22 protein-coding genes are annotated in these 26,816 nt (G+C 63.9%); 13 read left to right on the top strand and 9 right to left on the bottom strand.

The features are described 5' to 3' along the window. Positions 1-25: 25 nt before the first annotated feature. Positions 26-8,575: an amino acid adenylation domain-containing protein gene (locus NY023_RS20560; RefSeq protein WP_410479892.1), complete on the top strand. Its 8,550-nt coding sequence runs from the start codon at positions 26-28 to the stop codon at positions 8,573-8,575. Between the two features lie 209 nt (positions 8,576-8,784). On the opposite strand, the gene NY023_RS20555 is transcribed toward NY023_RS20560, so the two are convergent. Together NY023_RS20555 and NY023_RS20550 are read right to left on the bottom strand one after the other, a co-directional pair. Beyond that, on the bottom strand, positions 8,785-11,244 hold the full coding sequence (locus NY023_RS20555) for a TonB-dependent siderophore receptor (RefSeq protein ID WP_013973735.1): 2,460 nt from the start codon (positions 11,242-11,244) through the stop codon (positions 8,785-8,787). 125 nt (positions 11,245-11,369) lie between these two features. Next, entirely contained in the window at positions 11,370-12,230 is an 861-nt protein-coding gene (locus NY023_RS20550) for a formylglycine-generating enzyme family protein (RefSeq protein WP_013973734.1), read from the bottom strand. A 309-nt stretch (positions 12,231-12,539) separates the two neighbouring features. Between NY023_RS20550 and NY023_RS20545 the strand changes: the two genes are divergently transcribed. Continuing rightward, entirely contained in the window at positions 12,540-12,701 is a 162-nt protein-coding gene (locus tag NY023_RS20545; RefSeq protein WP_238531253.1) for a hypothetical protein, read from the top strand. Between the two features lie 116 nt (positions 12,702-12,817). After that, positions 12,818-13,699 carry a DMT family transporter gene (locus tag NY023_RS20540; RefSeq protein WP_024087564.1) on the top strand — a complete coding sequence of 294 codons (882 nt, stop codon included), beginning with the start codon at positions 12,818-12,820 and terminating at the stop codon, positions 13,697-13,699. A 3-nt stretch (positions 13,700-13,702) separates the two neighbouring features. On the opposite strand, the gene NY023_RS20535 is transcribed toward NY023_RS20540, so the two are convergent. Together NY023_RS20535 and NY023_RS20530 are read right to left on the bottom strand one after the other, a co-directional pair. Next, on the bottom strand, positions 13,703-14,161 hold the full coding sequence (locus tag NY023_RS20535) for a DUF4265 domain-containing protein (protein ID WP_024087563.1): 459 nt from the start codon (positions 14,159-14,161) through the stop codon (positions 13,703-13,705). Positions 14,162-14,174: 13 nt separating this feature from the next. Beyond that, the gene (locus NY023_RS20530; RefSeq protein ID WP_013973731.1) at positions 14,175-15,050 is read right to left on the bottom strand and encodes a DMT family transporter; all 876 of its coding nucleotides are present in this window, start codon (positions 15,048-15,050) and stop codon (positions 14,175-14,177) included. Positions 15,051-15,298: 248 nt separating this feature from the next. Between NY023_RS20530 and aceK the strand changes: the two genes are divergently transcribed. Then, positions 15,299-17,014, top strand: coding sequence for a bifunctional isocitrate dehydrogenase kinase/phosphatase (aceK, locus tag NY023_RS20525; RefSeq protein WP_013973730.1), 1,716 nt, complete (start codon positions 15,299-15,301; stop codon positions 17,012-17,014). A 129-nt stretch (positions 17,015-17,143) separates the two neighbouring features. On the opposite strand, the gene NY023_RS20520 is transcribed toward aceK, so the two are convergent. Further along, positions 17,144-18,004 (bottom strand): DUF6279 family lipoprotein, encoded by an 861-nt coding sequence (locus tag NY023_RS20520; protein WP_013973729.1) that lies wholly within the window; start codon positions 18,002-18,004, stop codon positions 17,144-17,146. A 131-nt stretch (positions 18,005-18,135) separates the two neighbouring features. On the opposite strand from NY023_RS20520, the gene NY023_RS20515 reads away from it, so the two are divergent. Then, positions 18,136-18,972 (top strand): S1 RNA-binding domain-containing protein, encoded by an 837-nt coding sequence (locus NY023_RS20515; protein WP_013973728.1) that lies wholly within the window; start codon positions 18,136-18,138, stop codon positions 18,970-18,972. On the opposite strand, the gene NY023_RS20510 is transcribed toward NY023_RS20515, so the two are convergent. After that, positions 18,973-19,353 (bottom strand): hypothetical protein, encoded by a 381-nt coding sequence (locus NY023_RS20510; protein ID WP_013973727.1) that lies wholly within the window; start codon positions 19,351-19,353, stop codon positions 18,973-18,975. A gap of 187 nt (positions 19,354-19,540) precedes the next feature. On the opposite strand from NY023_RS20510, the gene NY023_RS20505 reads away from it, so the two are divergent. The 3 genes from NY023_RS20505 to def all read left to right on the top strand — a co-directional run bounded on the left by NY023_RS20505 (position 19,541) and on the right by def (position 21,434). Next, entirely contained in the window at positions 19,541-19,720 is a 180-nt protein-coding gene (locus tag NY023_RS20505; protein ID WP_013973726.1) for a CsbD family protein, read from the top strand. A gap of 221 nt (positions 19,721-19,941) precedes the next feature. Beyond that, a complete protein-coding gene (locus NY023_RS20500) occupies positions 19,942-20,901 on the top strand; it encodes a YihY/virulence factor BrkB family protein (RefSeq protein ID WP_013973725.1) in 960 nt (319 codons plus the stop codon). Then, positions 20,898-21,434, top strand: a complete 537-nt coding sequence (gene def / locus NY023_RS20495) for a peptide deformylase (RefSeq protein WP_013973724.1) — start codon at positions 20,898-20,900, stop codon at positions 21,432-21,434. Before NY023_RS20500 ends, def begins: the two co-directional genes overlap by 4 nt. Here def and NY023_RS20490 read toward each other — a convergent pair. Then, entirely contained in the window at positions 21,389-21,757 is a 369-nt protein-coding gene (locus NY023_RS20490) for a GNAT family N-acetyltransferase (RefSeq protein WP_015271317.1), read from the bottom strand. The two genes, def and NY023_RS20490, sit on opposite strands and share 46 nt — an antisense overlap. A gap of 354 nt (positions 21,758-22,111) precedes the next feature. Between NY023_RS20490 and NY023_RS20485 the strand changes: the two genes are divergently transcribed. The 5 genes from NY023_RS20485 to NY023_RS20465 all read left to right on the top strand — a co-directional run bounded on the left by NY023_RS20485 (position 22,112) and on the right by NY023_RS20465 (position 25,189). Continuing rightward, positions 22,112-22,369: a DUF2790 domain-containing protein gene (locus NY023_RS20485; protein WP_004375752.1), complete on the top strand. Its 258-nt coding sequence runs from the start codon at positions 22,112-22,114 to the stop codon at positions 22,367-22,369. Positions 22,370-22,629: 260 nt separating this feature from the next. Further along, positions 22,630-23,055 (top strand): YybH family protein, encoded by a 426-nt coding sequence (locus tag NY023_RS20480; RefSeq protein WP_013973722.1) that lies wholly within the window; start codon positions 22,630-22,632, stop codon positions 23,053-23,055. 44 nt (positions 23,056-23,099) lie between these two features. Continuing rightward, a complete protein-coding gene (locus NY023_RS20475; RefSeq protein ID WP_013973721.1) occupies positions 23,100-23,444 on the top strand; it encodes a YciI family protein in 345 nt (114 codons plus the stop codon). A gap of 21 nt (positions 23,445-23,465) precedes the next feature. Continuing rightward, complete coding sequence (locus NY023_RS20470; protein ID WP_013973720.1) at positions 23,466-23,951, top strand: SRPBCC family protein; 486 nt, start codon at positions 23,466-23,468, stop codon at positions 23,949-23,951. Continuing rightward, positions 23,951-25,189: an RNA polymerase sigma factor gene (locus NY023_RS20465; protein ID WP_013973719.1), complete on the top strand. Its 1,239-nt coding sequence runs from the start codon at positions 23,951-23,953 to the stop codon at positions 25,187-25,189. Before NY023_RS20470 ends, NY023_RS20465 begins: the two co-directional genes overlap by 1 nt. A gap of 126 nt (positions 25,190-25,315) precedes the next feature. Here NY023_RS20465 and NY023_RS20460 read toward each other — a convergent pair whose 3' ends face one another. Then, positions 25,316-25,786, bottom strand: coding sequence for a MaoC family dehydratase (locus NY023_RS20460; protein WP_012273633.1), 471 nt, complete (start codon positions 25,784-25,786; stop codon positions 25,316-25,318). Between the two features lie 34 nt (positions 25,787-25,820). Continuing rightward, on the bottom strand, positions 25,821-26,765 hold the full coding sequence (locus NY023_RS20455) for an alpha/beta hydrolase (protein WP_013973718.1): 945 nt from the start codon (positions 26,763-26,765) through the stop codon (positions 25,821-25,823). Between the last annotated feature and the right edge of the window lie 51 nt (positions 26,766-26,816).

Raw genomic sequence — 26,816 nt, 5'->3', positions numbered from 1 at the left:
GCACACGGACAACAGAAACGCAGACCTGGTTTATCGCTTTATCCGTCTGCCCCTGGCGCAGCAGAAGCTGTTTCTCGAAAAACTGGCGTCCAAGGGCGTCACGCTCGCGCAACTGCCCATCCCGGTGGCCAGGCACGATGTCGAACGCCCTGTGCTGTCCTATGCCCAGCAACGCCAGTGGTTTCTCTGGCAGCTGGAGCCCACCGGCTCGGCCTACAACATTCCGACCGCGCTCAGGTTCAGGGGGCAGCTCGACCTGGCAGCCCTGCAGCGCAGCTTCGCGACGCTGATCCAGCGTCATGAAGCCCTGCGCACGACCATTGCCGAGGAAGATGGCCAGCTGATGCAGGTCATCCACCCGAACCAGCCTTTCCAGCTGGCCCGCCAGGCCTTGGGGGCCGTGGAGGAGCAGGTTTTGCAGGCGCAGGTCGCGCTTGAGGTCCAGCAGCCGTTCGATCTGGTCCATGGGCCGCTGCTGCGGGTAAAACTGCTGGAACTGACGCAGGACGAGCACGTGCTGGTGCTCACCTTGCACCATATCGTCGCCGATGGCTGGTCGATGCCCTTGCTCATCGATGAGTTGGTGCAGCTTTATGAGGGCTATAGCCAAGGTCGGGAGGTGGCGCTGGCCGAACTGCCGATCCAGTACGCCGATTATGCGATCTGGCAGCGTGCCTGGATGGACGCCGGCGAGCGTGAGCGTCAGCTGGCGTACTGGATGGCGCAGCTGGGCGACGACCACCCGGTGCTGGAACTGACCACCGACAGGCCACGCCCGGCGCTGCAAAGCTACCGCGGTGAGCGGATCGACGTTGACCTGGGCGAAGCGTTGAGCCAGTCACTCAAACAGCTGGCGCAGCACCAGGGGGCGACACCCTTCATGCTGCTGCTGGCGAGTTTCCAGGTATTGTTGCACCGCTACTCCGGGCAGGCCGATGTGCGCGTGGGCGTGCCCATCGCCAACCGTAACCGCGTAGAGACCGAGCGGCTGATCGGCTTTTTCGTCAATACCCAGGTGATGCGTGCCGAGTTCGATACGCAGCTGACCTTCACCGAGCTGTTGGCGCAAGTGCGGCAACGAGCCTTGGGCGCGCAGGTGCATCAGGACCTGCCATTCGAACAGCTGGTCGATGCCTTGCAGCCTGAACGCAGCCTGAGCCACAGCCCGTTGTTCCAGGTGATGTACAACCACCAGACCCGGGGCAAGGGCGAGCGCCGCAGCTTGCCCGGCCTGGAGGTGGAGAGCCTGCAATGGAACGTGCACGCGGCGCAGTTCGACCTCACGCTGGACAGCTTCGAACATGAGCTGGGCATCAGCGCCACGCTGACCTTTGCAACCGACCTGTTCGATGCCTCGACCATACAGCAGATGGCGCGGCACTGGCTGAACCTGCTACAGGGCATCGTCGGCAACCCAGGCCAGCGAGTGGCTGAGCTGCCATTGCTGGATGACGGGGAGCGGCAGCAGATCGTGCATGGCTGGAATGCCACGCAAACCGATTACCCAGGCGAAGCCAGCATCCACCAGCTGGTCGAAGCCCAGGTACTCGCCACCCCGGATGCCCCGGCGCTGGCCTTTGGCGAGCAGACCCTGAGCTATGCCGAGCTCAACCGCCGTAGCAACCAGCTGGCGCACAAGCTGCGCGAGCAGGGCGTGGGCCCGGACGTGCTGGTGGGCATCGCCATGGAGCGCAGCCTGGAGATGGTCATCGGCCTGCTGGGCATCGTGAAGGCCGGTGGCGCCTATGTGCCCCTGGATCCTGAGTATCCCCAGGACCGCCTGAGCTACATGTTCGAGGACAGCGGCATCGCTTTGCTGCTGACCCAGTCGCACTTGCGCGAGACCCTGCCGATCCCGGCCGGCCTGCGCAGCCTGGACCTGGACACTGAGAACTTCGACGGCTACAGCGATGCCAACCCGAATGTCGACGTGGCCCCGTTGAACCTCGCCTACGTGATCTACACCTCCGGCTCCACCGGTCGCCCGAAGGGCGCTGGCAACAGCCATCAGGCGCTGGTCAACCGCCTGTGGTGGATGCAGAAGGCCTACGGGCTGGACGCCAGCGACAGCGTGCTGCAGAAAACCCCGTTCAGCTTCGACGTGTCGGTGTGGGAGTTCTTCTGGCCGCTGATGACCGGCGCGCGCCTGGTCATGGCCCAGCCCGGCGCGCACCGCGACCCGCAGTTGCTGGTCGAAACCATCAACCACCACGGCATCAGCACGCTGCACTTCGTGCCGTCGATGCTGCAGGCGTTCATGACCCACGAAGCGGTCGAAAGCTGCGTCAGCCTCAAGCGCGTGGTGTGCAGCGGTGAAGCGTTGCCGGCCGAGTTGGCCCGCCAGACGCTGCAACGCCTGCCGGCGGCAGGCCTGTACAACCTGTACGGCCCGACCGAAGCGGCGATCGACGTGACCCACTGGACCTGCCAGCCGGACGAAAGCATCAGCGTGCCGATTGGCCAGCCGATCGACAACCTCAAGACCCATATCCTCGAAGGCAGCCTGCAACCGGCGGTGCGCGGCAGTGCCGGCGAGCTGTACCTCGGTGGTGTCGGCCTGGCCCGTGGTTACCACCAACGCCCGGCGCTGACCGCCGAACGCTTCGTGCCGGACCCGTTCAGCGACAACGGCGGGCGCCTGTACCGCACCGGCGACCTGGCGCGCTACCGCGCCGATGGGGTGATCGACTACGCCGGGCGCATCGACCATCAGGTGAAGATCCGCGGCCTGCGCATCGAGCTGGGCGAGATCGAGGCGCGCCTATTGGAGCTGCCGAGTGTGCAGGAAGCCGTGGTGCTGGCCCAGGAAGGGCCAAGCGGCAAGCAGCTGGTGGGCTATGTGGTGCCTGCCGACAGCACGCAGGACGAAGGCGCGTTGCGCGACAGCCTGCGCGAGGCGCTCAAGGCCGGTTTGCCGGACTACATGGTGCCGGCGCACCTGCTGCTGCTCGGCAAGCTGCCGGTGACGCCGAACGGCAAGCTGGACCGCAAGGCCCTGCCGCAGCCTGATGCCAGCCAGTCGCAGGGCGAGTACATCGCGCCGCAGAGTGATCTGGAGCAGCAGATCGCGGCGATCTGGGCGGATGTGCTGAAGCTGGAGAAGGTCGGCCTGACCGATAACTTCTTCGAACTGGGCGGCGATTCGATCATCTCGTTGCAGGTGGTCAGCCGTGCGCGCCAGGTGGATATCCAGTTCACGCCCAAGGAGTTGCTGCAGCATCAGACCGTGCAGGGGCTGGCCTCGGTTGCCCGGCGCAGCGAAGCACAAGCGCTGGAGCAGGGCGTGGTCACCGGGCCTCTGCCACTTGTTCCGGTGCAGCACTGGTTCTTCGAGCAAGCGCTTGTAGCACGTGACCACTGGAACCAGTCGGTGTTGCTCGAGCCCGGTGAGGCCCTGGATGCGCAGCTGTTGAGCATGGCGCTGGGCAACCTGCATGCCCATCACGACCTGCTGCGGCTCAATGCCTGGCAGAGTGCCGGGCGCTGGCAGGCCACGATCGGCGCGCCGGTATCGACCGAGCTGCTGTGGGTACGCGAATGCGTTGATGCCGAGGCGCTGGAACGCTTGGCCGATCAGGCCCAGCGCAGCCTGAACCTGGCTCAGGGGCCATTGTTGCGCGCCGTGCTGGCAACGCTGGCAGACGGCAGCCAGCGGCTGCTGCTGGTCATTCACCATCTGGTGGTCGATGGCGTGTCATGGCGGATCCTGCTGGAAGACCTGCAACAGGCCTACCAGGCGCTTGCCCTCGGCCAGCCGTTGAAGTTGCCGGCCAAGACCAGCGCGTTCAAGGTCTGGGCCGAACAGCTGCAGGCCTATGCCAGCAGCCAGGCACTGCAACATGAACTGCACTACTGGCGTGATCAACTGCAAGGCGCCAGCGATGCTTTGCCTTGCGATCATCCCCAGGGTGAAAACCTGCAGAAGCATGCAACGTCGGTCAGCACTCGCCTGGACCCGCTCTGGACCCGCAAGCTGTTGCAGCAGGCACCGGCAGCCTATCGCACGCAGATCAACGACCTGTTGTTGACGGCATTGGCCCGTGTGGTCAGCCGTTGGACCGCGCAGCCGCAGGTACTGGTGCGCCTGGAAGGCCATGGCCGCGAGGAACTGTTCGACGGTATCGACCTGAGCCGCACGGTGGGTTGGTTCACCAGCATGTACCCGGTCAACCTCAGCCCTCAGCCCGAGCTGGCCAGTTCGATCAAGACCATCAAGGAGCAACTGCGCGCGGTGCCCCACAAGGGTCTTGGCTATGGTGTGCTGCGTTACCTGGGGGCTGGTGAAGCTCGGCAGACGTTGGCGGCGCTGGCCCAGGGGGCGATCATCTTCAACTACCTGGGGCAGTTCGATGGCAGCTTCGACCAGCAGGCGAGCCTGTTCAGACCGGCCAGCGAGAATGCCGGGCTGAACCAGGATGAGGATGCGCCATTGAGCAGCCTGCTGGCGCTCAATGGCCAGGTGTACGGCGGCGAGCTGACACTGGGCTGGACGTTCAGCCGTGAAGTCTTCGATACCTCGACCATCCAGCAACTGGCCGATGCCTATGCAGAAGAACTCAAGGCCTTGATCAACCATTGCTGCCAGGATGACACCCAAGGCCTCACGCCATCGGACTTCCCCTTGGCCCGTCTGAACCAGGCGCAACTGGACGACCTGCCGGTACCTGCTGCTCAGATTGCCGATATCTACCCGCTGTCGCCGATGCAACAGGGCATGCTGTTCCATACCCTGCAGGAGAGCGACGCCGCGCTGTACATCAACCAGACTGCGGTCGATGTGCACGGCCTGGACGTAGACCGCTTCGTCGCGGCCTGGAACCAGGTGATCGCCAGCCACGACATCCTGCGCACGGTCTTCCTGTCATCGGCCCGGTGGGCGGAGCCCTTGCAGGTGGTTCAGCGTCAGGCCAGCCTGCCGCTGCGCGTGCTCGACTGGCGTGGGCGTGAGGTGACCAGCGACGCCTTGCAGGCGCTGGCCGCCGAAGAGGCCGCCGAAGGCTTCGACCTGGCGTGTGCCTCCCTGATGCGCCTGACACTGGTTCGAGTGGATGAGCAACGCCTGCACCTGATCTGGTCGCGCCACCACATCCTCATGGATGGCTGGAGCAATTCACGGTTGCTGGGCGAGGTGTTGCAGGTTTATCACGGCCGGCCCGCCAGCCATGCGGGGGGGCGCTTCGGTGACTACATCCGTTGGCTCGCCGAGCAGCCGATGGGCAAGCTGGAGCAGTTCTGGAGCGAGAAGCTGCGTGCCCTGGAGGGGCCGACGCTGTTGGCCGACAGTGTTGCACCGCAGGCGGACGGCAAGCTTGTCGGGCACCATGCGCTGTACCTGCATTGGGATGCGCAGCGCACGCAACACCTGCGTGACCAGGCCCGGCGCCTGAGGGTTACGGCCAATACCCTGGTCCAGGCCACCTGGCTGTTGCTGCTGCAACGCTACACCGGCCAGGCCAGCGTGTGCTTCGGCGCCACAGTGGCCGGGCGCCCCAGCAGCCTGGCCGGTGCAGGCGAGATGCTGGGGCTGTTCATCAACACGCTACCGGTGGTGCAGGCGCCGCAACCCCAGCACATTGTCAGCGACTGGCTGCACCAGCTGCAGCACTACAACCTGGAACTGCGCGACCACGAGCATGCAGCGCTGGCCGATGTGCAACGCTGGGCCGGGCGGCCAGGGCAGGCGCTGTTCGACAGCATTGTGGTGTTCGAGAACTACCCGGTTGACGACCGCCTGCGCGAGGGCGGCGGCGGAACGTTGCGCTTTGGCGAAGTACGTAACCGCGATGTCACCAACTATGCCATGGACCTGGCCGTGCAATTGGGCGAAACCTTTTCGGTAGAGTTCCTGTACCTGCGCAACCGCTTTACCGAAGCCGCTGTCGAGTGCCTGCGCGGCAGTTTCGAAAGCCTGCTGAGCGCCATGCTGGACAATCCCCAGGCCACGCTGGGCAGCCTGGGCATGCTGACGCCGGCGCAGGCAAGGCACGCCGACCTGCGCAACCAGCTTGCGGCACCTGGGCGCGAGCAGCCGCTGCTCGCCGAGCTTATCGCCGGGCATGCCCGTGAGCGTGGCGAGGCCATGGCGGTAGTCTGCGGCGGCCAACAGTTGACCTATGCCCAGCTGGATGCGCGCGCCAACCGCCTTGCCCACCACCTGATCGCGCAGGGCGTGCGCCCGGAAAGCTGCGTGGGTATTGCCCTGGAGCGGTCGGTGGAGGTGATCGTGGCCTTCCTGGCGGTGATGAAGACCGGCGCAGCTTATGTGCCACTGGATATCGATTACCCACAAGAGCGCCTGCAGTGGATCGTCGAGGACTCGGCAATGCACCTGCTGGTCACCAGCAGTGGCTTGCGCCAGCGCTTTACCCAGGTAGCGCGGTGCATCGAGCTCGACCAGCAAGCGCTGGACCATCTGCCTGCTACTGCACCTGAACAGCGCGCGTGCGCGGATAACCTGGCTTATCTGATCTACACGTCTGGTTCTACCGGCAAGCCCAAAGGTGTGGCGGTGAGCCACGGCCAGATTCGCATGCACTGCCAGGCCATCGCCGGGCTGTACGAGATGGACCTGCAGACCCGCGAGCTGCTGTTCATGTCGTTCGCCTTCGACGGGGCCCAGGAGCGCTGGCTGTCGACGTTGTCCTCGGGTGGTTGCCTGGTGGTGCGTGACAACCGGCTATGGACGGCAGAAGAAACCTGGCAGACCTTGCATGCCCAGCGTATCGACATCGCCTGCTTCCCGCCGGCCTACCTGCAACAGTTGGCCGAATTCGCCGATAGCCAGCAGCAGCCCGCGCCAGCAGTGCGGGTGTACTGCTTTGGCGGCGATGCGGTACCGGACGCCCTGTTCGAGCACGTCAAGCGCACGCTGCGTCCGCGCTGGTTGACCAACGGCTATGGGCCGACGGAAACCGTGGTTACGCCTTTGCTGTGGAAAGTGCCGGTGCAACGAACCTGTGAGGCTGTGTACGCGCCGATTGGCGACCGCGTGGGCGAGCGCACGCTGCACGTACTGGACCCGCACCTCAACCCGCTGCCCGATGGTGTGGCCGGTGAGCTTTACATCGGCGGAGAGGGCGTGGCGCGTGGCTATCACCAGCGGGCCGCACTCACGGCCGAGCGCTTCGTGGCCGACCCGTTTGCCCCGGGTGGCCGCCTGTACCGCACCGGTGACCGGGTGCGTCGCCGCGCCGATGGCGTCATCGACTTCCTCGGGCGCCTGGACAACCAGCTGAAGATTCGAGGGTTCCGCATCGAGCCGGGAGAAATCGAGGCACGCCTGCGCAACCTGGCTGGCGTGCGCGATGCCGTGGTGGTGGCGCGTGACATCAGCACGGGCAAGCAACTGATCGGCTACGTGGTAACGGACAATGCCGATACCCGCGCCGAGCAATTACGTGATGCCCTGCGCGCCGACCTGCCGGATCACATGGTGCCGGCACAGCTTGTACTGATGCCGGCGCTGCCGCTCACACCCAATGGCAAGATCGACCGCAATGGCCTGCCGGCACCCGAGTTTGCAGGCCGGGCATGGGTTGCCCCGCGTAATGCAATCGAGCAGGCGCTGGCAGCGATCTGGCAGGAAGTGCTGCAAGTCGAGCAGGTCGGTGTTGATGACAACTTCTTCGAACTGGGTGGTGACTCGCTGCGCGTGCTGAAGATGCTGTCCAAGGTCCGTGCCCGTGAGGATTTGCCGATCGAACTGAAACTGCGTGATGTGATTGCCCGGCCGACCATCGCCGAGTTGTCGGGTTATGCCTCCGACGATGCCAGCCTGGACCCGCTGTTGTTGCTGAACAGCCGAGTGAGCGCGAGTACACCGCTGTTCTGCCTGCATGCCGGGTTTGGCACGGTGTTCGATTACGAGCCATTGGCGCGCCGGCTGGAAGGCCGTTGCACGGTTTATGGCCTGCAATGCCGGATGCTGCTGGATCACGCCTGGGTGGATGATTCGCTGGAAACGATGGCTATCGATTACGCACAGTACATTCGCCAGAAGCAACCCGAAGGCCCTTATCAGCTGGCAGGTTGGTCGCTGGGCGGCACCCTGGCGGTGTTGGTGGCCAAGGAGTTGGAAAGCCAGGGGCAGCGGGTTGCGGTGCTGGCCTTGGTGGACAGCTTCGTGCCCTCGGCCAGGCAAGCCGTGCAGGAAAGTGACTGGAGCGCCGACCTGCGTGGCTTCCTGGCGGTGATTCTCGGGGTTTCGGCCGATGCACTGGTGCTGCCGGTCGTGCCGGTCGGCAGTACTCAGGATGCCCTGGAGCGCGTGATCGAAACGGCACGGGCCGCACAGGTTGCACAGTCGGCCTATGCCGAAATCGGCAACGCTGATCTGGCGCAGACCTTTGTCGTGGCCATGAAACTCAAGGCGCTTTCGCGTCAATTGCGCCAGCTACCGTCTACCGAGGCAGCGGCAAGTTGCTGGTGGGCGGGGGGGGGCGCGCACGTGGGTGGCATCTCGGGTAGCTGCCAGGACATTGCTGTTGACGCCGGGCACTATGACATCCTTGAGCAGGTGGATGTCCTTGAGGGGGTGATTGCCAGGCTGTTGCTGGCAGATACGATCAGCCAGTAAACCTGCTCACTCTTTGCAGGAGCGGCCTTGTGTCGCGAAAGGGCCGCAACGCGGCCCCAGGGGCTCAGCAGTGATGCAGGAATTGCCGGGGCTGCCTTGCAGCCCTTTCGCGACACAAGGCAGCTCCTACAACGGACCGCCTACCGAAGCGAACACCATGCAGGCATGAAAAAGGCGACCTCCAGGGTCGCCTTTTTTCGTTCTGCTGCTCAGAAATCGTAGCGCAGGTTCAGCGTCGCGTTCCTCGGCGCGCCATAGTGGCCATAGTTGCCGGCCAGGCCTGCGTAGTACTTCTTGTCGAACAGGTTGTCCACGTTCAGCGTGGCGGCCAGGTGCTCGCTGATCTTGTAGCGGGCCATCAGGCTGGCCACGGCGTAGTCTTCCTGGGTGATGCGCGTGTTGTAGCGGGTGGCCAGGGATTGCTGGGAGTTCCAGTTGACCCCACCACCAACAGTCAGGTGCTCCCATTCGCCGGGCAGGCGGTAGGTAGTCCACAGGCGGAATGTATCCAGCGGCAGTTGAGACGTCAGCCGAGCGCCATTGGCATCTTCCGTGCGGGAGTGGCTGTAACCGGTATGAACCTCAAGCCCGCGAGCCACTTCGCCGGACAGTTCAAGATCAATGCCCTTGGTTTCGGCGCCGCTGACCGCGCGGTAAGCGGTGGAGTTAGGCACGCCCGGTACGCTGAAACCGGTGTCTTCCTCTGCAAGGTTGTCGCGCTTGATGAGGTAGATCGCCGCGTTGGCGTTCAGGCGACCATCGTAGAACTCACCTTTCCAGCCCATTTCATAGTTCTGCCCGATCACAGGGTCCAGCACCTTGCCGGTACGGTCGCGGCTGGTCTGGGGCTTGAAGATATCGGTGTAGCTGGCGTACACCGATTGCTCATCGGTCAGGTCATAGATCAGGCCGGCGTACGGTGTTACCTCTCCGTGCTCCTTAAGTTGCGTGGGGTTGCCAGTGCCAGTGGTCAATACCACCTGGTTCGAGTCCGAACGGTAGTTGGTTGTACGGGCACCGAGAATCATGTGCAGGTCGTCGGTGAAGTTGAGCCGGGTGGCAATGAAGTAACCGGTCTGGCGGATGGTCAGGTCGTAGTCCAGCAGTGGCGAATAGTTGCCAGGTTGCGGTATGCGGTTGCCCCAGGTGTAGAAGTTGAATGTGGCTTCCCCAGCTCTGCCGGTGAAGTGGTTGTTCTCGTAATCCATGTAGTCGAAGCCGGTAACCAGTTCGTGGGTCTGGCCAAACAGCTCGAAAGGCCCCTGCAGCGTGATGTTCATGCCCCGCTGAACCTGGTGGGCATCGACTTGCAGCAGGTCGGACTTGGCGTTGCCGGTGGCTTGATCGAGGGTAGAGACCCCGGCACCGGTGCGATAGAACGCCGACAGCGAGTCGCGATCGACATCCATGTAGTTGCCGGCCATTTTCAACTGCCAACCATTGCCAAGCTCCTGATCCAGGCCGAAGGAGTAGTTCTTGGTGGTGTAGTCTTCATACATCCAGCGCGGCCCGGAACTGGTCGAGCGGGAGAAGTTGGTGGGCTGGCCATTGCTGAAGAACAGCGGCACACCTGGCGCGCCATTGGCGTCGTAGGTCTGGTAGTCCATGCCGAAGCGCACGGTGGTGGTATCGGTCAGGTCTGCTTCGAGCACGCCGTAGACCAGGTCACGGTCCTGGCTGTACCAGTCCATGTAGCTCTGGTTGCTCTGCTTGGCGGCCACCAGGCGGCCGCGCAGCTTGCCGCTTTCGATCAGTGGGCCGGACACGTCGGCCTCGGTGCGATAGTAGTCCCACGAGCCCACACCGGCCTGCACATACGACTGGAATTCTCGCGTGGGGCGCTTGCGTACCATGTTGACCACACCGTTGGGCTCGCCCGCACCGGTCATCAGGCCAGTGGCACCGCGGACGATCTCGATGCGGTCGAACATGGCCATGTCCATCAGGGTGTTGGGCATGTTGCGCGTCAGGTAGTCTTGCGTGGTGTTCACGCCATCGAGCTGGTAGGTACTGATTTCCGAGCCGCGCGAATAGATGTGAAAGCGCTCGCCACCGTCCTGGGACATGGTGATGCCCGGGTTCTGCTTCAGTACGTCAGTAATGGTCGCCAGGTGCTGGTCGTCCATTTGCTGGCGGGTGATGACGCTGATGCTTTGCGGTGTTTCGCGTATCGACAGGTTCATGCGGGTGGCCGTGCTGGTCACGCCGGTGGTGTAGGAACCCGTGCCTTCGGTAGTGGCCCCCAGGCCCACGCTATTGACGTTGGTCGCCGAAAGCTCGACCTGGCCGTCCTTTGCGGCTGAACCCGCTGTTACCGTCACGGTGTTGCCGTCGATTTGATAACGCAGCCCGCTGCCGCCCAGCAGGATGCGCAGGGACGAAGCGAGATCGTGGCGCCCTTTGAGTGCGGAGGAGCGCAGGCCACCGATATCTTCCGGGCTGTACAGCAACTGGGTATCGGTCTGCCTGGCCAGTGCCTGCAACGCCGAGTTCATCGACTGCGCGGGAATATCCAGTGTCCACTCCTGCGCCTGCACCTGGGCAACCATCGCAGCGGATATCGCCAGGCCCAGGCCGATGCGTGTGAACGCGCGCTGGGGACGAAGGGAATGACGGATCAGTAGTGCTTTGGCAAGCGGGTTGAGCGAGCCGGGGAGGGACTTGGACATCTATTGCGGTCTCGTTGGCAGAGGGATTTTTCTTTGTCAGCTATAGGACGCAGCACCTGCGAAAAACCGGAACGATTCTTATTGGCGATTTTTTTGGCCGATGCTGCGTTAACCGCGTCACAACTTCACAGTTCGCGTGCTACGCGAAAGCCGAGGAAGTCACCGCGGGTGGTCTTGAGGCGGTCGTTGCGGTTGGCCGAGCGGGAGAAGATCGGCGGCTCGCCCCAGTCGTTGCCGCGCATGTGCGCGCGGATGCACTTGGGGTCCTGGATCCAGGCACTGCCGTCGGTGGGGGCGCCTTCGTAGCTGTCGTGGTAGCAGTCGGCGACCCATTCGTAGACGTTGCCGTGCATGTCGTACATGCCGAAGGCATTGGGCGGGTAGCTGCCCACCGGGGCGGTGAAGGTATGCCCGTCCTTGGGGCCATAGGTGTTGGCGTGCTTGCTGATCTCGTACTTGCCAGGTTCGTCGAAGGGGAAGGGGAACGGGCCGCTGGAGCCAGCACGGGCGGCATATTCGCGTTCGGCTTCGCTGACCATGCGGTACGGCTTGCCGGTGGTTTCAGCCAGCCATCGGGTGTAGGCCTGCACTTCGTCGTAGTCGATACACACCGCCGGCTGGCGGGGACCTTGCTTGTAGCTGGGCTTGCTGGCTTCGCACCAGCGGCCGGGGCGGTCGTCGCCGCTCTTGATGACGGTGCCGGTGGCCTTGATATAGGCGTCCAGTTCGTCGGCGGTGACCTGATAGCGGCTCATCGCGAAGGGCTTGGCGAAGGTCACGGTGTGCAGCGGGCCCTCGTCGGGCTGGCGGCCGACTTCGTCGTCAGGGGCCCCCATCACGTAGCTGCCGGCGGGCAGCACGACCATTTCGGGGCAGTTCTTGCAATCCTTGAACACGTCGCCGGGCTTGGCTGCATGGGCGTAGGCGCTGACCAGCAGCAGGCAGGTGATCTGGGCTGGCCGGTAGAGCCAGGCGGATACGTTCATCGGTGGTCCTCGAAACGGGTGAATGCGGGCTGCGTTTCGCATTCAGACGAATCGGGGTGGTGAGAAATTAACCAACATCCAAGGTAGCGCGGTCTTCTTGTGGGAGCGGCCTTGTGTCGCGAAAGGGGCGCGCAGCGGCCCCACACTCTCAGCTTCGCCGCAGATATTGCTGGGGCCGCTCTGCGGCCCTTTCGCGACACAAGGCCGCTCCCACAAAAGCTGTTCCCGCGAGTACCGTAGGCACTGGTTGCAAGGCATGGGGCACCGGGCTATAGTCCAGCCCACTGCATTCTTCCCGAAGACCTGTTCATGCCAGCCAGCCCATCCACTACAAGCTTTGCCATCGCGCCAGTCGCGGGCATGGTCGTGCGTGGCTGCCAGCAGCCGGCGATGATCAGTCACTATCCACCACCTGTCAGTGGCGTCGTAGGCGGCGTAGCTCCGCCTCCTTGCGTGGTCGTGCTGGGCTGATCGGCTTCTGGCCGCATCCCTTCGCACACGCAACCTACTGAACACGGTCGGCGACTTCCCACGCTGAAGCGCACGCCGTCCGTCTGGCTTATTCGCCTTGAATCAGGTGGCAATACATGTCTGTCTTTAGCAAAGCATCCGTGGCCTCGGCGGCCACTACCAGCCTGTTCGTCCTGCTGTGGAGCAGCGGGGCGATCGTCTCCAAGCTCGGCCTGGCGCATGCCAGCCCGTTTGCCTTCCTGCTGTTGCGCTCGGCGCTGGCCCTGGCCGGGCTGCTGTTGATCGGCCCCTTGCTGGGGCTGCGCTGGCCGCGCAGTCGCGGGGCCATCCTGCGGGCCCTGGGCACTGGCTGTGTGCTGCTCGGCGCTTACCAGATCTTCTACCTGCTGGCGCTCGATACCCATGTCACCCCCGGCATCATGGCCACGGTGATGGGGGTACAACCGATCCTGACCGTGGTGCTGATGGAGCGCCAGCGCTCCTGGAGCCGCTTGTTCGGCCTCGGGTTGGGGCTTGGCGGGTTGATCATGGTGGTCTACCAAGGCATCAACCTGGGCGGGGTATCGCTGGCGGGGATGTTGTTCGCCTTGCTGGCGCTGGGCAGCATGACCTTCGGCTCGATCCTGCAGAAGCGCATCACCGACAACCCCATGGGCACGCTGCCGCTGCAGTACCTGGCCGGCTTTGCCATGTGCGCGCTGTTCGCGCCGCTGCAGCCGCTGCATGTGGAGTGGACTGGCGGTTTCGTCGGCGCGCTGCTGTGGATGGGGCTGGTGGTCTCGCTGCTGGCGACCCTGCTGCTTTACCGGCTGATTGCCAAGGGTAACCTGGTCAATGTCACCAGCCTGTTCTACCTGGTGCCGGCAGTGACCGCAGTGATGGACCTGCTGATCTTCGGCAACCGCCTGGCGCCGCTCAGCCTGCTGGGCATGGGGCTGATCGTGGTGGGCTTGCTGTTCGTGTTCCGCAAGCCCGTCGCGCGCCTGGCCGAGGCGTAGGCCCTAGCGGAATTCTTCGGGGATGGCGTGGCGCAGTACGCCTTCCTCGAAGTCCAGCAGGCCGGCTTCGCGCTGGGTGAGCAGGTAGTAGAGCAAGGTGTCGAGCGAGCGCTGCGGCGGGACCTCGACCGCCAGCATCTTCACCGCCTGCTCGGTTTCGCAGTTGCAGCCGAAGTCGTGCAAGGCCGCGCATACCTGGTCCAGGGGTTCCGGGGGCTTGACGATCACCCGGAACACCGAGCTGCCGCTGCTGCGGCGTAGTTCGGCGAACCAGGTTTCGCCGGCTTCCTCACGGGTGCCGATCACGTCGCCCGGGGCGATGCCGTAGACATGGAAGGGAATGTTGTCGACGGCATAGCCGCCTTCCACGGCCTTGGCCCACAGGCCCTCGACCGAGGCGGGCGGGTAGCCGTTTTCGTCCTGCTCCAGGCGGAACAGGACCTTCTTGTACGCGTCGTTCATCATGTACCCCGCTTCAGCTGCGGGCCGGACGCAGCACCAGCCACAATGCCACGCCAATCAGCAGACCACCGTACAGGTGCGCCATCGACAGCGGCTCGTCCAGCAGCCATGCCCCCCACAATACGCCGAATACCGGGATCAGGAAGGTCACGGTACTGGCCTTGACCGGGCCGATCTCCTCCAGCAGGCGGAAGTACAGGATGTAGGCGAACGCTGTGCACAGCAGGCCCAGGCCGAGCAGCGACAGCCACACCTGCCAGCCGCCCCAGCTGGCGGGTGGCTGGCTCAGCGCGCTCCAGGCGAACAGCGGGCTAAGCATCAGGGTGGCGCCGAGCATGCTGCCCAGTGCCGACAGGCGGCTGTCCAGGCCGCTGACCCAGCGGCGGGCGAGGAAGCCGGCAAAGCCATAGCAGCTGGTGGCCGCCAGGCAGGCGAGGGCGCCTTGCAGCAAGGCCAGGTCCAGGGCCACCGGGCCGGCACCGCTGAGGATGCCGACGCCGAACAGGCCGAGGAAGATGCCGCAGAGCTTGGCCAGGGTCATCGGTTCGCGGAAGAACAGCACGCCGACCAGCACACCCATCAGCGGTGTGGTGGCGTTGAAGATTGCCGAGTAGCCGGCGGGCAGCACCTGGGCGGCCACGGAGTAGAACGTGGCGGGGATACCGGAATTGATCATGCCCAGCACCAGGCAGGCCCCGAGCTTGCCCTGGAAGTCCCAGCGCACGCGGGCGGCAGCGAGCAGTGCAACCAGGCCCAGGCAGGCGATGGACACTCGGAAGAACGCCGTCGGCACCGTGCCCAGTTCGGGGGCGATGATGCGCATGAACAGGAAGCTCGCCCCCCAGACGGCGGCAAGGGTCAGCAGGCGGGCTAGGGCGATGGGGCTCACAACGGTCTCCGGAGGCAGGGCAGGGGCGCGAGTGTACGCCAGGGGGGCTGGGGATTCTTGTGCTTTCTTGCGGTGTAAACCTGTGCCGGCCTCTTCGCGGGTAAACCCGCTCCCACAGGATTTCCACAGGGCCGAGCACTGCACAGAACCTGTGGGAGCGGGTTTACCCGCGAAGAGGCCGGTACAGGCGCCGTATTCCGGACAGGCAGACTAAGCTCTGTATCTCACCCCTGCACCGAGGTCCTCGCATGCCCCAGCCCTGGCCCGCTGTCGAAATCGCCCGGACGATCCTTGCCGGCTTCGACGACTACCGCGACCACTTCCAGCGCATCACCCTCGGTGCCCGCCAGCGCTTCGAGCAGGCGCGCTGGCAGGATATCCAGCGTGCCGCCGCCGCCCGTATCAATCTCTATGAAGAGAAGGTCGCCGAGGTCAACGGCTGGCTGCGCCAGAGCTTTGCCGAGGACGTGCTGCTGGATGTGGAGCAATGGCCGTTGGTGAAGAACGCCTATATCCACCTGATCGACCCAAGGCTGGACGACGAGCTGTCCGAGACCTGGTACAACTCGCTGTTCTGCAGCCTGTTCAGCCACGACCTGATCAGCGACGGCTGCATGTTCATCCACACCACCCGACCGTCCATGCGCAGCCGTGAGCGCGCCGCGCAAACCCGTACCTATCGGCCTGACGGTGGGCTCAAGGGCCTGCTGCGAGCGGTGTTCAGCGATTACCCGTTCGATGTGCCGTACGGCGACCTGGAGGGCGACCTGGTGCGCCTGGAGGATCAACTGCGCGACTGCCTGCCGGACTGGGTATGCAAGGACCCGACCTTGGCGTTGGAGCTGTTTGTGCCGGTGCTTTACCGCAACAAGGGTGCCTACCTGGTCGGCCGTCTGTTCAACAGCGATGAGCAATGGCCGCTGGTAATCCCGCTGCTGCACCGCGAAGGGCACGGTATCGAGGCCGATGCGCTGATCACCGACGAGGCCGAGGTGTCGATCATCTTTTCCTTCACCCGCTCGTACTTCATGGTCGATGTGCCGGTGCCGGCGGAGTTCGTCAACTTCCTCAAACGCATCTTGCCGGGCAAGCACATTGCCGAGCTGTATACCTCCATCGGTTTCTACAAGCATGGCAAGTCGGAGTTCTACCGGGCGCTGATCAACCACCTGGCCAGCAGCGACGACCGCTTCGTCATGGCGCCCGGGGTGCGCGGCATGGTCATGAGCGTGTTCACCCTGCCGGGCTTCAACACCGTGTTCAAGATCATCAAGGACCGTTTTTCACCGTCGAAGACGGTCGACCGTGCCACGGTGATAGACAAGTACCGGCTGGTGAAAAGCGTCGACCGCGTCGGGCGCATGGCCGATACCCAGGAGTTCGCCGATTTTCGATTCCCGCGCAGCAAGTTCGAGCCGGAATGCCTGGCCGAACTGCTGGAGGTGGCGCCATCGACCGTGGCGCTCGAGGGTGACACGGTGCTGATCCGCCACTGCTGGACCGAGCGGCGCATGACGCCGCTGAACCTGTACCTGGAACACGCCAGCGAGGGCCAGGTGCTGGAGGCCCTGGAGGATTACGGCCTGGCCATCAAGCAGTTGGCGGCGGCGAATATCTTCCCTGGCGACATGCTGCTGAAGAACTTTGGCGTAACCCGCCATGGCCGGGTGGTGTTCTATGACTATGACGAGATCAGCTTCCTGACCGAGGTGAACTTCCGCCATATCCCGCCGCCGCGTTACCCGGAGGACGAGATGTCGGGCGAGCCGTGGTACTCGATCGGGCCGCACGACGTGTTCCCCGAGGAGTTTCCGCCGTTCCTGTTTGCCGATATCGGCCAGCGGCGCTTGTTCAGCCGCCTGCATGGGGAGTTGTACGACGCGGATTACTGGAAGGGGCTGCAGGCGGCGATTCGTGACGGGAAGGTGATCGATGTGTTTCCGTATCGGCGCAAGGGGCGGTGACTGTGCTTTAACAGGCCTGGCCCCTTCGCGGGTAAACCCGCTCCCACAGGTACGGCACAGGATTCGAAACCAGTGAGGTCCCTGTGGGAGCGGGTTTACCCGCGAAAAGGCCAGGCCTGCTTTTCACCGTCACCCTTTCAAACACTTCAATTCACTGAAATCGGTACGCACCTTGCCCAACCGTTCCTGCAGGTACCGCCGCTGCTGCGGGGTACTCTGGTGCACCAGGTCCACCAGCAAGCTGCGCGCCTGCTGCTCGGTATTCTGATACGCCGCCCGGTATTCCGGCGTCCACAAACTCTCCTTGCGCTGCAACAACGTTGCCAGGCGCGGCTCGAAGCTGGCGTCGTTGCGCTGGTTCATCGCCAGCAGCAATTGCTGCTGCCAGTGCGCGCGGTTGGCGATCCATTCGCGGTTCTGGTCGCCCAGCGCCTGGGACCAGGCCTGCACGCGCTGCTTCTGTACCGCGGTCAGCTCGCCAAACCACGGCGTCAGGCGTTTCTCCATGCGTTCGGTACGGCGGGCTATCTGCTTGTCCAACGGCGTATCCACATACTTCTTCTGCCGTTCGCTGATGTCTTCGCGGAACGCCTCGCGCATCTCCGCCACCTGGGCATCGCTCATGCCGCGCAGCAGCTCGGTGGCCGAAGGGGTGATTTCCTCGGCTACCCGGCCAATCGCCTCGCGGGCTTCGCGGGTACGCTGCTGCAGGGATTGGTCGGTCACCTGGTCGTCGGCGACCATGCCGCGTACCCGGTCCAGCCAGTCGAGGTAACCAGGCAGTTGGGTCTTGCAATGCCAGGCCAGGTGCTCCCGCAGGCGGTCGTCAAGCATGGCCTTCTGCTCGCTGTTCATGGCCAGGTAGTCGCCTAGCGACCACGGCACCAGGCGGTCGAGGTTGCGGTAGGCCAGGTCGATACGGCTGCAGGCGGCCAAGGCCAGTGCGCAGCCGATGGCGACGAGCAGGGCTTTGGACAGGCGTAGCGGCATGGGCTGCTCCTTGCGGGTGCTTGCCCGTCGGTAGACGCAAGAGGGACGCTGACGGTTCCACTGCATCAGCGGTCGGGCGGCGCGCTGGCTTCAGGTGTAGAATAGCCGCCTTGTCTTGAGGAACATCGGAAATGGCTCTGCTTGGGCGTTACAACAGTTTGCAAATCGTGAAACACGTGGACTTCGGCCTGTACCTGGACGGCGGCGCCGACGGCGAGATCCTGCTGCCCGGGCGCTACATCCCGAAAAACGCCGAAACCGAAGTGGATGACTGGCTGAACGTGTTCATCTACCTGGACAGCGAAGACCAGTTGATCGCCACCACCGAGAAGCCCAAGGTGCAGGTTGGCGAGTTCGCCAGCCTCAAGGTCAAGGATATCAACGGTGCCGGCATCTTCCTCGACTGGGGCCTGTCCAAGGACCTGCTGATGCCGTACTCGGAAGAGGCGCGGCCGCTGAAGATCGGCGACTACTGCGTGGTGCACGTGTACCTCGACAAGCGCACCCGCCGCATCACCGCCACCTCACGCCTGGACCGTTATCTTGACCGCACCCCGGCGGACTACCAGGTGGGCCAGCCGGTCGAGCTGCTGGTGGCCGGCGAGACACCGATGGGCTTCAAGGCGATCATCAACAACCGCCACTGGGGCCTGATCCACAAGAACGAGGTGTTCAAGTTCCTGCGCTCGGGAATGCACGAGAAGGGCTTCATCAAGGAAGTGCGCGCGGACGGCAAGATCGCCTTGAGCTTGCAACCGGTGGGTGCTGCCCTGGCCGACAGCCTGCAGGAGCAGATCATGGCGCGCCTGGAGGCCGAAGGCGGGGTGCTGGGGGTGTGCGACAAGAGCGACCCGGCTCTGATCAGCAAGTTGTTCAACGTCAGCAAGGGCAACTTCAAGAAGGCCATTGGCGGGTTGTTCAAGCAGGGCCGCATCGTCATCCATGACGATCGCATCGAAAAGGCCTGATCAGGCCTGCACGAAGGTACGGAAGTCCAGCTGCTCGCCACCCGGGCGGGTGTCGCGCAGCAGCGAGTCGCGGTCGGCGCTGAGGGCCAGGCTGATGGTCGAGCGGCGCTTGCCGGGGTTGCGCACTTCCATCTGTTCCTGGTGAGCGCGCAGGAAGTTGGTCGGCACCTTCAGGTGCTGCAGCTCGTCGCTTTCCGGGGTGTGCAGCAGCAGGTTGACCCAGTCGGGCTGGCCCTTGCGCAGCAGCGCCACCGGCACCTCGAACCACCACAGGTTGCGCTTGCGGTCGAGGATGGCGAACAGGGTGTTGCTGCTGGTCAGCACCGGGCGGGCCAGTGCTTCGTTACGCCGGGCGATGGCGGCGGGTTTGTCGAGTTTCATGCAGGTTCCTGCGGGTTGACGCTATGAAGGCCTGCATTGTGAGGGGTGGCGGGTAGCGGGGGCAAGGTTTGCCAACCGCCTTGCCGCTCGGTTCGAAGGCGAAAAAACTGTTGGAACGCTTGGCGAAGGCGTCGGGTCCACCGACTGTCGGCACGGTCCACGTGCCCCCAATTGCAGGAGTTTTGCCATGAGCGGTACCAAAGACAAAGCGAAAGGCCTGGCCAACGAAGCGATCGGCAACGTCAAGCAGGGTGTCGGCAAAGTGACCGACAACGAGCGGCTGCGGGCCGAGGGCGAGGCGCAGGAGCTCAAGGGCGAGGGGCAACAGATCAAGGGCAACGTGAAGGACGCGGTGAAAAAGTCTTGATGTGAGTGGCCTGTCCCGGCCTTTTCGCGGGCATGCCCGCTCCCACAGGTACTGAACAGATTTCAAGCACTGTGCGGTACCTGTGGGAGCGGGCGTGCCCGCGAATAGGCCGCTACTGGCGTAAGCAAATTCTTGCAGCATGGCCGGGATCAGCACAGCAGCGGCATGGTCTATTAGACTTACCCGTGGTACCCACGAATCAAGCGGCGAAAGGAGACGCTATGATTTTCCCCGACCTGCGCGGCCTGCCCCTGCACCGCGTGCTGGTACGCACCGTCAAGGAATTCCTCGACGACGAGATGTCGACCTACGCTTCTGCACTGGCCTACCAGATGCTGTTCTCGTTGTTCCCGTTCCTGCTGTTCCTGATCGCCCTGATCGGTTTCCTGCACCTGCCGGACTTCTTCTCTTGGCTGCGCCTGCAATCGGAACTGGTGCTGCCACCCCAGGCGCTGGAGCAGGTCAACCCGGTGATCGACCAGTTGCAGCAGTCCAAGGGCGGGCTGCTGTCAGTAGGTATCGTGATTGCCTTGTGGACCGCATCGGCCGGTGTGCGCCTGATGATGAGCGCGATGAACGCCGCCTACGATGTGCCCGAGGGCCGCCCGGTGTGGAAGCGCATTCCGTTGTCGATCATCTATACCGTGGGCATTGCCGGCATGTTGCTTGTGGCAGCGGCGCTGATGGTGCTGGGCCCGCAGGTGATGGAGTGGATTGCCGCCCAGGTAGGCATGCAGGAGGTGATCGTCACGGTGTGGACCATCCTGCGCTGGCCGGCGATCATCATCCTGATGATGGTGGCGGTGGCGCTGATCTACTACGTGATGCCCGATGTCAAGCAGCAGTTCCGCTTCATCACCCCGGGTTCGGTGCTGGCGGTGGTGGTGTGGATCTTGGCGTCGCTGGGCTTTGCCTACTACGTGAAGACTTTTGCCGACTACAACGCCATGTACGGCAGTATCGGTGCAATCATCGTGCTATTGCTGTATTTCTATATCTCCGCTGCCGTTTTGCTGCTGGGCGCGGAGATGAACGCAGTGATCGAGCACATGTCGAGCGAGGGCAAGAACCCTGGCGAAAAGGACGTCGATGAGCACAAGCCCCGCGAAACCATTACCGTGCTGGGCCATGAGCACCCCGTTCCGAGCGAGCACCAATCTTCAGAGCCGAACCCCAGATGATCCGTGACATTCTCAAGATGGGCGACGAACGCCTGCTGCGCATCGCCCCGCCAGTGCCCGAGCACATGCTCGGCAGCGCCGAACTGCAGCAACTGATCGACGACATGTTCGAAACCATGCGCCATGTGGGCGGTGTCGGCCTGGCCGCACCGCAGATCGGCATCGACCTGCAACTGGTGATCTTCGGCTTCGAGCGCAGCGAGCGTTACCCGGATGCCGAACCGGTGCCGCAGACTATCCTGCTCAACCCGGTCATCACGCCCACATCCAGCGAGATCGAGGACGGTTGGGAAGGCTGCCTGTCGGTGCCCGGCCTGCGCGGCGTGGTGCCGCGTTTCAAGCACATCTGCTATGAAGGCATCGACCCCCAGGGCAACCCGATCAACCGTTTTGCCGACGGCTTCCATGCGCGGGTGGTGCAGCATGAATGCGACCACTTGATCGGCCGGCTTTACCCGTCACGCATCCAGGACTTTTCCCGGTTCGGCTACACCGAGGTGCTGTTCCCCGGGCTCGACGCCAGCGACGACTGACCCCGTTGCAGTGCCACCAGGCGTTTGCTGCGCTGGTAGCGCTGCAGGCGGCCAGCCAGGGTTTCCGGCAGTTGCAGAGCCATGTCGAAGCCCAGGCGCTGGTAGAAGGGCGCAAGGTCCGGGTGGCAGAACAGCCAAGTGGGCCCGCCAGCCTGCGCCAGCGCCGCCTCGACCAACCGCCCGGCCACGCCCTGGCTGCGCCGCTGCGGGTCGACGAACAACCCGGTCAGCCACAAGCCATCGCCCACCGGGCTCAGGCTCAGGCCCGCGATGATGCCGGGACCCCGCGCCACCCATAGCTCAGCGTCGCCCGCAGCACGCATGCGTGAGCCGTGCTGGCGGTAAAAGTGGTCCAGCAGCCGGCGTTCCGGGGCCGAAAGTTTCGAACAGTACAAATTTTCAGAAATTGCGCGCCCTGCCCTGAAAGGTGGCCAGAGGCTCTGGCCCGATGTTTTGCGGTGAACTTGTCGCAGATTGTTGCATATCTGGCAAGGGTGAATGTCCGAGTTCGGGGTTCAACTATTCCAGGCCGGGAGTAGACTTTTAGCCATCCCCACTGGCAGTACGAAGCGGGATCGGTACTTCGTGCCATCTTCACCGTAGATGGCAACTTCTCCGCGCCGGGCACGGCAATAGAAGTCAATCGATCAGCTTGAATGCTCAAAAGGCAAACTCACATGAAACCATTACTGATTCTTGCATTGGTCGGTATGTCCTCGTTCGCCCTCGCCGATGAGGCCAGACCCGTCTCCAGCGAGCCCGTCGCCCAGCAGTACGACTACTCCATGAACCTGGACATCAAGCGGGTGATCAACCTGTCGACCATCCCCAACGTCTGCGAAGTGGTACCTGCGACCATGACCTACGAAGACCACCAGGGCCAGGTGCACACCATCCAGTACCGGGCCATGGGTGAGGGGTGCCAGCAGGGTTGAGCCCGCCAAGGGCCTGCCACAGCATTTTCAGCGCCTGTGAGACCGAGCGCCGCCCGCGCGGCGCGCGGTCTCACAGGCGCCACATCACCCAAGGCATGCACCTTGTCGCCCCGACGCAATCCCCCCATATGCATTTCAAACCACAACCAACCCAGAATAATTTCCTCGACCTGTCGATTCCTCCGTCCCTCGTTCGACCATAGGTGAGAGCACGTTGCACCCCGTGCCCAATCACCCATGACCTGTCGGAGGAACCCCCGATGAGCACCGCAGCCGAAACCGAGATCCGCCAATTGATCGAGCGCTGGATGCAGGCCGTGCGCGATCGCGACATCCCCAACATCATCGCTCCCTATGCCGACGACATCGTCGCCTTCGATGCCATCCAGGCCCTGCAGTTCAAGGGCAAGGCAACCTACCAGGCGCACTGGGAAATGTGCATGGGCATGTGCCCCGGCCCCATGGTTTTCGAATACGCCGAACTCACCGTGCATGCCGCTGGCGACCTGGCCCTGGCGCACTGGCTGAACCGCTGTGGCCCCGCGGACAACGAAAGCCAGTGCGGCTTCATGCGCGCCACCGTGGGCTATCGTCGTCAAGGTGGCCAGTGGCAGGTAATCCACGAACACTGGTCGGCGCCATTCGACATGCAAACCCAGAAAGCCCTGTTCGATCTCAAGCCCTGAGCCGTTATCGCCAAACGCACTTTGCCAATGCCCTGGAGGCGACCATGAAATACCTGTGCCTGGTCTATTGTGACGAGGGGCTGTTGCACAGCCTGCCCGACAGCCCGGAAGACGCCGAATGCATGGCGTATGCCGAATCCATCCAAGGCTCTGGGCGAATGCTGGCGGCCGAGGCGCTGAAGCCGGTGCAGACCGCCACCACAGTGCGCATGCGCAACGGGCACATGAGCCTGACCGACGGCCCGTTCGCCGAGACCAAGGAGCAGTTGGCGGGCTTCTACCTGGTGGAAGCCCGCGACCTGAACGAGGCGCTGAACATCGCCAAGGGCATCCCCGCCGCGCGGGTCGGCAGTGTCGAGGTGCGACCGGTGCGCGAACTGCAACCCTGACAGCAATGGAGACTTCCCAGCATGAGCCTGGCACACCCCGCGCAAGTGCAACACGAGTTGTCCATCAGTCGCCTGATCGACGCACCGCCGTCCAAGGTGTTCCGCGCCTGGACCGACCCTCAGTGGCTGATGCAATGGTGGGGGCCGCACGGCATGACCACCCCGGAATGTGAGATGCAGTTGTGGATCGGTGGCCTGTTCCGCACCGTGATGCGGGCGCCGGATGGCAGCGATTACCCGAACCAGGGCGTATTCCTGGAGATTGCTGCGCCGCGACGGCTGGTGTTCACCGATGCCTTCGGCCCAGGCTGGGTGCCTTCGGACAAGGCGTTCATGACTGCCGTGATCAGTTTTGACGAGGAACAAGGCAAAACCCGCTACACCGCCCGCGCCTGGCACTGGAATGCCGCCGACTGCCGCGCCCATGAGGAAATGGGCTTCCACCAGGGTTGGGGAGAGAGCCTGGACCGCCTGGTGGAGGTGGTGACCCAGCGGATGCCCGACTGATGACGGCACTGGCGCAGGTGCGCGCCGAGGTCGAGGCGGTCTACCGGAGCGAGTCACGGCGCATCCTGGCGACGCTGATCCGCCTGCTGGGTGATTTCGACCTGGCCGAGGAGGCCATGCACGATGCCTTCTTCATCGCCGTCGAGCGCTGGCAGCGCGACGGTATCCCCGATAACCCGCGGGCGTGGCTGGTGTCCACCGGCCGCTTCAAGGCCATCGATGCGCTGCGCCGGCGCGCCCGGTTCGACCGTTCCCAGGCGGACCTGAGCATGCTGCTCGACGGCCAGGCGCAGGACCCCAGCGAAGAAGAGCTGCTGGCCGACGACCGCTTGCCGCTGATCTTCACCTGCTGCCACCCGGCCTTGTCCGCCGATGCCCAGGTGCCGCTGACCCTGCGTGAAGTCTGCGACCTGACCACCGAGCAGATCGCCCGTGCTTTCCTGCAGAGCCCGGCCACCATCGCCCAGCGTATCGTGCGCGCCAAGGCCAAGATCCGCGATGCCGGCATCCCTTATCAGGTGCCGGAGCTGAACGAACTGCCCGAGCGCCTGGAGAGCGTGCTGCGGGTGATCTACCTGGTGTTCAACGAGGGCTATTCGGCGTCGTCGGGCGAGGCGCTGTTGCAGCAGGAGCTGAGCGATGAAGCCATTCGCCTGGCGCGCCTGCTGGTGCAGTTGCTGCCCGACCCGGAGGCGGTCGGCCTGCTGGCCTTGATGTTGCTGCAGGCATCCCGGCAGCGGGCGCGTACCGATGGCCGGGGTAACCTGGTATTGCTCGAGCAGCAGGATCGTAGCCTGTGGGACCGGCAACGCATTGCCGAAGGTTGCGAACTGGTGCGCCAGGCCCTGCAAAGCCGGGCGTTCGGTGCCTATACCTTGCAGGCGGCGATTGCGGCGGTGCATGCCGAAGCGGCGACAGCCGAAGCGACCGACTGGGCGGAGATCGTCGGGCTGTATGACGTGCTGCAGCGGCATTGGCCGTCAGCTGTGGTTGAACTGAACAGGGCCGTGGCGCTGGCGAAGCGGGATGGGCCGGAGGTTGGCCTGCGGGAGGTCGAAGGGATTCTGGCGCGGGGAGAGTTGCTGGACTATCACCTGGCGCATGCGACGCGGGGTGAGCTGCATTACCAGCTGGGGCATATGGAAGAGGCCCGGGCGGCCTGGCGGCAGGCGCTGGCGTTGACCCGGCAGGAACCGGAGCGCAGGCATATCGAGCGGCGGTTGCAGGCTATCGAATGATGTTGGCTGCGCCGGCCTCTTCGCGGGTAAACCCGCTCCCACAGGATTGCGTCACGGCTTGATGCTGTGAGGTCCATGTGGGAGCGGGTTTACCCGCGAAAGGGCCGGTACTGCCTGCATCAATCTTCAGCTAGCCACAAAGTTCGGCGGCGACACCAGCTCGACGGTCTGCTGCTTGCGCGGTGCCAGGATCTCGGCCTCACCCTGGACCACCAGCTCATCGTTCTGGTTGTACACATTGGTGGCGATGCGCACCTTGAACTTGGGCAGCTTCTCCAGGATTTCCAGGCGCACGGTCAGGGTATCGCCAATTTTCACCGGCTTCTGGAAGCTCATTTGCTGGCCCAGGTAGATGGTGCCAGGGCCAGGCAGGGTGCAGGCCACTGCAGCACTGATCAGCGCGCCGCTGAACATGCCGTGGGCGATGCGCTCGCGGAACATGCTCTTGGCAGCGAACTCGGCGTCCAGGTGTACCGGGTTGTGGTCACCGGACATCGCGGCGAACAACTGGATGTCGCGTTCTTCGACGGACTTCTTGTACTCGGCCTTCTGGCCGACTTCGAGGGCTTCGTAAGGCGTGTTGGTGACCTGGGACATCGGGGCTTCCTTAAGCGGTAGGCGAGGGCGGCTATCATTCACTGCGCACAGGGCGGCCAAGAGCCAGCGCCTGTTCAAGCCAGCCGAGAATATCGGCGGTGACCTCGTTACGGTTGGTTTCGTTGAGTACTTCGTGCCGCGCCTCAGGATAGACGCGCAGCTGTACATGTCGATTGCCGGTCGCGCGCAAAGCGTCGGCCAGGTGGGTGAGACGCTTGCCGGCGCTGACCGGATCACATTCACCACCTATCACCAGCAGCGGCAGGTTAGGATCGATCTGCGCGAGATTACTCGGCTGGCTGATCTGCGCCAAGCCTTGCAGCAGGTCAAGCCACAACTGGTTGCTGCAGCGAAAGCCGCAGAGCGGGTCGTTGACGTACAGGTCGACCTGCGCCGGGTCGCGGCTGAGCCAGTCGAACGCCGTGCGGTTGGGCTTGAAGGCCTTGTTGAACGAGCCGAACGACAACCACTCTATGAGCGCGCTCTTTCCCAGCGGCCCTTGGCGCCAGGCCTCCAGCCGGGCAATCAGGCGCGCCACACAGTAGAGCGCTGCCGGCTGGTAGTTGGAACCACTAAGGATCGCCCCGTGCAGGCTGCCACTGTGGTGCAGCAGGTAGGCCTGGGCGATGTAGCTGCCCATGCTGTGGCCGAACAGGAACAGCGGCGTGCACGGGTATTGCTGGCCGATGTGCTGGGCCAGCAGCCCGATGTCGTTGACCACGGCATTCCAGCCATGATGGCGGGCGAACAGGCCGAGGCTGCCCAGCTCGGCCGTGCGTCCATGGCCGCGCTGGTCGGGGGCGAACAGGGCGAAGCCGGCCTCGCTCAAGGCATGGCCCAGGTGCTGGTAGCGCCCGGCGTGCTCGGCCATGCCATGGGCCAGCAGCACCACGGCTTTTACCGGTGTGGCCGGCAACCATTGGTGCACATACAGGCTGCAGTGCTCGCTGGCGGGTAGCCAGAAGGCGTCGTGAGGCATGGCGGGTCCTTGTGCGCACAGGTACCCGAACAGTGTATGCACAACCGACCG

Source organism: Pseudomonas sp. NBB (assembly GCF_032701105.1).
Classification (GTDB): Bacteria; Pseudomonadota; Gammaproteobacteria; order Pseudomonadales; family Pseudomonadaceae; genus Aquipseudomonas; species Aquipseudomonas asiatica.
Note: the sequence above shows the minus strand (reverse complement) of the source record. Positions and strands in the feature narration are given on the sequence as shown.